A 7,035-nucleotide genomic window follows, 5' to 3' on the forward strand; every position below is an offset into this window, starting at 1 on the left:
ACTACTCCATAGGTTCTGATGGTGGTGGGCTATTGCCATGTGTATGAGGGTTATAGGCATCACGCATTTCTTGCATTGATCCTGTTTTATCTGAAATGTCTTCTGTGGCTTTGATATAGCCATCTACATCGACATTTCCTTTCATTTTGATGCCGTCTTTTTTGAGCCAGATTGAATGACCGAATTGATCGTAAAGACAGGTTTCACCTTCAGAAACATTGATAACTACAGGGCCACCCGTAGTTGCAATGACAATTGAACGCGAAGTTTTTCCCTGAAGCGGTAACACCACAACACGTGAGCCTTCAGGGATATAAGAGCTAAGACCGACTTGTTGAAATAATTCGACTTCCTGAAGGGTCTCGTCAGGTAAACCTGTCAACTGAAGTACTTTTGAACCACCACGCGCCACAATGCCTTGAAATGACTGTCTGATTTGGCCTAAAGCCTTGTTAATTTGGCGTTGCACCATCTGAATCATTTGTTTTTCTCCTTTAAAATTAAAGGATTTGCCCAGTCGCCTTGGCGCTTTAGCAGCAGCTTGGTGGTTTTGCCTTCTTGACGCGATAAATTAAAAGTACAACCCACCACAGCCCATTTTGCTGTGGCACGGCTTAAAGCATTAGTTTCAATGTTTACATACCAGCCAGTAGCCCAAACCTTTCCATCAATCTGCCAATCAGGAACAACGGCAATCATAGTGTTGGCTTCAAAATCATTGTCTTTTTTAATTTTCTCAAGGGCCGCATCAGCTTCAGCTTGGGTTTCAACATCACTCAAAGTGACGATTTTCAGACGATTAAAGCTGTATTGAGTTTTCGCAGTGGTTTCTGAAAGAATGTGCTGACCGTTACCATCCTGACTAAGCACCTTGATTTCACTAAAAACATTAGAAACGTCATTGGTGTATTGCAGGCTTAAAACGTTGTTATCGTTGTTTAAAGGCTTAATCAGTTTTAAAGATGTTTTAACGTAATAAGGATTTGCGAATGGATCGCCAACCACCAACTTGCCGTCTGGCTCTAACCAAACGTGTTGGCCTGTGACCTGTGCAGCTTTAATAAGTGCATCCCATAAGGATTCTGAAGGCTCTATTGATACTTTGTTCTTCAGCCAAGCATTATTTTGAATAGAAACATCGTGGAAGAGTGAACCAAGGTCACCATTCAAAATAAAACGACCAATAAGCTCTTCAAGCGTAATTTGACGGCCATTAAAGATAGGAACTGAGCAATCGATTAATTGACCAACTAAATCACGACCAGATATTTCAAGGCCATAGCCATCACGGTTAATTCCTTCCTGCACACGGTCTGCAATTGATGTGAGGATCAGTTGATTCGCAAAATAAAGCTGAACATGACTACCACCAGAAATACCCTCAGGTAAAGGCTGACCGTTTTTATGAAAAAGATTAAGGCTCCAGTTCTCAGCTGGAGTATCGATCTGGCTGTCTGCAACAGCATTATTCCAGCCTGCAATCTCGTATCCACCAATGACCAGCTTGATTTCATTGCCTTGGTTATCTTGCATAGACTGTGACCTCCATACCTACTTGAAGGACAGCTGGATTAATCAAATCCTGATTTAAACGCAAGATTTCATCTGCACGGCTCATGTCCTGATACAAATAATGAGCAAGCCAATGCAAGGTACATGGAACAGGTACGCGGACTTTAGTAATTGGTGGACGTGTTTCTATTAATTCTTGAATTTGAAGATGGATCTGGTCAGCAGCTTCTTTATAGACCTGAATCTGAGCAATATTTTCAAATGTAGAACCTTCACGCTCTTCATTAATAGCCTGTTGTAGAGCTTTACGGACGCTTTGACGAACCACAGCAAGCTCCAATGGATTGAAGCTTATCGTGCTGTTTTCAGCCATTTCTTTACGTGTAGTGCTTACGACTTGTTGAGCAACAGCAATATTGCTGGCGATATATGTGGCACGCCATGTCTGTTGTAATTCTGGAGACTCATCATCTTGAAAAAGTTTTTCAAAACGGTTCACACGGTTAATGACATCGCGCCACTGAGAAATGGCAGAAATATTGGTGTCGAAAGTGACCAGTTTAGTGATGTCATCAACCAATCCAACCGCCCAATCTTTAGGCGATAAAATATCCTCTACGCCTTCTTTGACAATACCCATGTATTTACGGGCAGTTTCTAGGCCATTGCGGATATGATTGACTGTTTCAAATAGTTTGTTGTTATCAGAGAGTTTAAGCTTATCCAGTGCCTTTTCTAACGCGCTGGTCGGTGTATCAACAATCTTGGTTGGTGCAATAGTTGCAGGGGTAGAAACAGGAATAAATAGAGGTTTTTCTTCAGATTCAGCTTCAACAAATTCAATCGCAATACCACAGAAATCAACGTTGTTAGCATCATGTTGAAAACGGTATGTATTCACATAAACATTCATAATGCCGTGAACGGGATGAATTAATTCCCCAGCACCAGTTGCCCTGAGTGCAGCAACCAATGCATCCATCGATTGCTTATAGTCAGTTCCAGAATAAATAGCATTAACTGAATATCGAAGAGGTTCGTTACCCATATCTTCAATTGATGCTTTGTTTGAATATGGAGCCTGTTTAGTTGCAAGCGTTTTAGACATAGCATCTTCCACAGACGTGCATTCAAAATGAACACCACGAAAACTTGCGTCTTGAAGATCAGTATCCCAGCCCATAAAAAAACCTCACTATTGTGAGGCTATTCTGTGAAATGTCAGACTTTGATATAAGGCGGAAACGCTTCCGCTTATCTTTTCTGAAGATAGAATGGCGGAGCACCATGTCTTGCTTCTTGAGTTGTTGCATTGTGAGAAATGGCATCAAGGAGAGAACCACCACCATTAAATACCATGGGCTTATTTTGCCCAGTGACATTAATTAAAGCATTAATCCGATTGATCATTTCTTGGCTCAATTGATTTTGCTTTTGTTGCTCAGCAATTAATTGGCTGCTTTTTTCTTCAGCTGAAGCTTGTTGAGCTTTGCCTTGTTCAATGGCTTGCTGCACAAAGTCTGGACGCTCGCCACCTGAGCCAATACCGATTTTCGCTAAAAGCCCGCTTACAAAGTTATAACCAGCATCATCGATTGGCTTAATTAATTGTGAGCCAGCATAAGCAGCTACAACACCACCTAAAGCTGATGCACCTCCGACAGCTTTGGTTGCTACGCCTTTTGTTGAAGTAGGTAAATTAGGTAAATCTACTTTTTTATTAGCGGCCATTTGAGCTAATGCTGCACCTCCAGCTGTAAAGGCAAGAGCCTTTAATGCTAGTTCTGTTGTCCCCATTGCTGTGATTAGTTTTGGATATTTTTCAGTAACTTCTGCTACTTTTTGACCCATTTCACCGAGTAATTTAGTTGAGTCTTGAAGGGTTTGATATTCAGCATTTTGTCTGGTTACATCGAATGCATTCAGCCCAACTGAAGCCAATTGGGTTTTATTATAATTAGCTTTGAGGTCTAGAGTTCCAATACCTTTATTCATCGCATTCTGAGTAATTTGATCCATCAGTTTGCGATTGTTAGTAGCTGCTACCAAGGCCAATAAAGACTGCATATCAGGCATAATACCTGCCAAGCCTGACTGCTCAAATACACCTTTCTGGCTCTCCCAAATTGCTTGAGTCTCTTGACTATTTTTAGCTTTCGCTAAATTAGCTTTTACTCGTCGCATTTCAGGGTTTTTACTAATAATTTCTTCAGTGATATCAAGAAAGGTATCTAAAGAAGTTTTACCTTTACCTTTATCTAGGGCAGTTCTTTTCGTTAAATCAATATCATATTCTTTTGCTAAACGATTGGTAGTATCGCTGGAAGACAATTTACTAATTAAGTTCTTGACGTTAGTTCCAGCATCATTTGCATCACCCGCTGTAGTCATAGCAACTTCGTTCAATGCTACCAATTGAGCTACTGAGCGGGCATTATTTGCTGGATCTTTTGGCAATAAACCTAATTGAGGGTTAATAACCTTTGCAAGGTCTTTAGCCCGCATACTTCCTTCTGCATCACCTTGAATCACCATAGCCTGAACAAGCTTTTCATCAAGACCACGCTTTCGTGCAGTTAGACCAACATTGGCAAAATCAAGCATATCACCACCTGAAGCCAATGCCGCACGAGCAGCATCAAAGTGAGCTTTGGCTAATGCTGCTTTATTTTTATTTAAATCACTTCCTTGAGAATATGAACCATCGGCAATTAATGCCTCCATTGCTAAAAATGCATCATCCCGTTTAACTCCGCCATTAATAGCATTCCCAGTGACAATTTTATTAATCCATTGTTTTGCTGGCCCCCAATCTTCTGGGCGATCAGCAAAGGTTTGAGCTGCATAATGCAAATCACGGTCATAATCTACGGTACGCTTAATTGGTTGCTGTAGAGCAAATCCAGCACCAATTACAGCTCCACCAATAGCAGTACCTTTCTGCCATAACGACATCGTCTGTTGAGTAGATTGATAAGTACGCTTGCTAGATTGTTCAACCTGTTTCGCAGAACTAACCAATTGCTGGGCAGAACTAACTTGTTGTTTTAATAGCTGGCTTTGCAATTTTGTTTGTATAGACTGCTGGCGCAATACACCTTCCAGCATCCTATTAGTACGTAACAATTGATCCCCAGCCCGCGCAGTATTGAGCGTTTCTCTTGTACCAACTTTAGCTGTATTAACAAATTTGGCTTGAGCTGAACCAATTTGCGTCCATTGAGTATTAATTTTTGTTGTTGCTTGAATTTGCTGATCTGAGATGCGCTTCAGCTCTTGAGCAGCTTGTTGACCTTTTATTTGTAAGGTCAGTGATACAGTTGAATTACTTCCACCCATAGCTTAACCCTTTGGTTTTGAATGTTTGCGAACATTGGTCACATACGTTTTTGTGACTGTAGAACTTGATCCATTCGATTGAGATTGAGTTGTGAAAGATGACGGTTGCTGTGAAGGGGTCTTTTGATGAGTATTTTCAAGCCGCTCATCGTTGAGTAGTGCTGCAACTACATCAAGCGGCATATTTGCCGCTTGATCATAAGGAACACCAGCTTCTGTTAATTTTCTGATGATTCTTGCTCGTCGGATGAACTCTCGGCTGCTTCCTTTGCATCTAGCTGATTACGCAATTCATCTAAATATTTCAAATTAGCACGAGATGAATGTCCAAGCATTTCGTAAGTAATTTCATGCTCATCACCATCATCGTCGATAAGCTTTGTCATTGAAGCCAAATCTGCAATGGCTACAAAATGTCCTGCCTCAATTGAAGCTTGACTTTCGAGATACTCGATTGCTGTAAGCTGACGCATCACCACTTTTTGGCTTTTAATATCTGTTTGACCAACCAATTTTTTTAGTGGAACTGGCAATAAACCTTCAATTTTGATTTGTTTCATCTTCTACCTACAATGTTTCGTCAATATAGTCTAAGCAGAACAACTGAAGCTCACGGACTGTTTCGCCATTTAAGTCATAAGTAGCACCAACAGAAGTGACATTACAGTCAATGAAAGTTTCACGGTAATTCCCTGAAGGGGATTCGATTGAAATTCGGGCATCATCCACTTGAAGCCATTGCACCGTGTCCTTTCCATCTGGAATAACTACAGTTGCAGTGAGTTCATAAGTCGTAATACCTTTTGATTTATACTTCACACGCTGTTGACGGTTCATCGTAGCGATTGGGCGGTTCCCAGTCGTAATACTTGTACCAAGCCGCGAAACATCGTAATCCAACCCATTAAAGCTCATTACAATTGAGCCAACTGCTGCTTCAGACATTGTGTGTCTCTCTTTTTAACGATGACCCATTGTCAAATAACTATTTAAATAAGATCAGGCGGAAATACTTCCGCCCAATAAAAAAGGCCGCAAATGCGACCTTTTTAAAGTGATTTGTTTAGTAGACGTCTAACTGTGCATCAACTACGTGCATACCTCGCACCCAATGTGCAGGGATTTTTCCGATAGCCCAAGTTTTGTTATTTTCATTCTGAATAACAGTTAACTGATCCTTAGTCGCTTCAACGTTTTCAAGGATTTCAGCACGATCAAGTTTAAGAAGTTCAGCCAACATAACCGAGCGTACATTACGACGCGCAGCTGCGGTGTTTTTGCGCCGACGTTCTTTACGTAAGGCCGTGCGAATCACTTTACGTGTGTAATCGATAACCAAAGCGCCATTAATATCCAGCATGATGTCATCTGCATCGCCTGAGTCTGGATTAACACGGAATGTAGAAATTGCGCGAACAATTTCAGGCTTTCCGTCAGCTCCAGTTTCGATCATGCAAACGCCTTTGTTTAAAGCCGCATTGATACGCTCAAACTTCAGTTTGTACTCATCTGAAACAGGCGTTACACCTTCAAGGTTTACACCATTGAATGGTAATGCTGGATCGTTTGAGTCTGCCAAAGCTGCGGCCATAGCTGCTGCTAATTCAGGTTCTTGACCTGTTGCACCGTGGTAGCAAACCACCACCACACGGTAACAAGTTTTCAGTGGAGCCTGATCTGCAAAAGTTTCAGCTGCAACGATGTCAGTAAATGGAACCACCAAAATTGCTGGCTTTTTGTTGATTGCATCACTTACAGATGTTAAGTGATCAATCCATGCAGCTGTATCAGTTCCAGTTGCTGGAGGAGCAGATACAGCAATGATTGTGTGGCCGAGCGGTGCAATGGTATCGAGTGTATTTTGAAGAGTCATGATGTTGATCCTTAAGGTAATGGCGCTGTAAGTAAATACATTGGTTGATTTGCAAAAGCATCTGCACTACTACCGCCAGTGCCTTTTGATGCAAGCATGACTAACTCATTATCTAACAGCATGTAGTCTGGATTAAACGTAAGCTCCAGCAAATACGTATTAAATTTTGCAAGACATGAATCTTTCGGACGATTCTTTGTTGTGACATCAATAATACGAATATCATTTTCACGATTCATATTTGACGTGTGATAAACAACAAAAATCTTTCCTGATACTGAACAACCAATTAATGGCCTACTGATTTCATT

The 7,035-nt window shown here is 41.2% G+C and carries 9 protein-coding genes; all 9 read right to left on the bottom strand.

Annotation, left to right across the window (positions count from 1 at the left end):
• Position 1: 1 nt before the first annotated feature.
• Positions 2–481 carry a phage baseplate assembly protein domain-containing protein gene (locus tag F928_RS09535; protein ID WP_005074036.1) on the bottom strand — a complete coding sequence of 160 codons (480 nt, stop codon included), beginning with the start codon at positions 479–481 and terminating at the stop codon, positions 2–4.
• Entirely contained in the window at positions 478–1,533 is a 1,056-nt protein-coding gene (locus F928_RS09540) for a phage baseplate assembly protein (protein WP_005074038.1), read from the bottom strand. The genes F928_RS09535 and F928_RS09540 overlap by 4 nt, the downstream gene beginning before the upstream one ends.
• Positions 1,523–2,695, bottom strand: a complete 1,173-nt coding sequence (locus F928_RS09545; protein WP_005074040.1) for a DNA circularization protein — start codon at positions 2,693–2,695, stop codon at positions 1,523–1,525. Before F928_RS09545 ends, F928_RS09540 begins: the two co-directional genes overlap by 11 nt.
• Positions 2,696–2,766: 71 nt before the next feature.
• Complete coding sequence (locus F928_RS09550; protein WP_005074042.1) at positions 2,767–4,851, bottom strand: hypothetical protein; 2,085 nt, start codon at positions 4,849–4,851, stop codon at positions 2,767–2,769.
• A 3-nt stretch (positions 4,852–4,854) separates the two neighbouring features.
• The gene (locus F928_RS21925; RefSeq protein WP_080632648.1) at positions 4,855–5,034 is read right to left on the bottom strand and encodes a hypothetical protein; all 180 of its coding nucleotides are present in this window, start codon (positions 5,032–5,034) and stop codon (positions 4,855–4,857) included.
• 35 nt (positions 5,035–5,069) lie between these two features.
• Positions 5,070–5,411 carry a hypothetical protein gene (locus F928_RS09555; RefSeq protein ID WP_005074045.1) on the bottom strand — a complete coding sequence of 114 codons (342 nt, stop codon included), beginning with the start codon at positions 5,409–5,411 and terminating at the stop codon, positions 5,070–5,072.
• A gap of 7 nt (positions 5,412–5,418) precedes the next feature.
• On the bottom strand, positions 5,419–5,796 hold the full coding sequence (locus tag F928_RS09560) for a hypothetical protein (RefSeq protein WP_005074048.1): 378 nt from the start codon (positions 5,794–5,796) through the stop codon (positions 5,419–5,421).
• A gap of 118 nt (positions 5,797–5,914) precedes the next feature.
• Positions 5,915–6,724: a hypothetical protein gene (locus tag F928_RS09565; protein ID WP_005074050.1), complete on the bottom strand. Its 810-nt coding sequence runs from the start codon at positions 6,722–6,724 to the stop codon at positions 5,915–5,917.
• Between the two features lie 11 nt (positions 6,725–6,735).
• The coding region (locus F928_RS0103725) for a hypothetical protein (protein WP_005074052.1) at positions 6,736–7,035 on the bottom strand (300 nt) is incomplete at its 5' end.

This window comes from Acinetobacter pittii ATCC 19004 = CIP 70.29 (assembly GCF_000369045.1).
Classification (GTDB): Bacteria; Pseudomonadota; Gammaproteobacteria; order Pseudomonadales; family Moraxellaceae; genus Acinetobacter; species Acinetobacter pittii.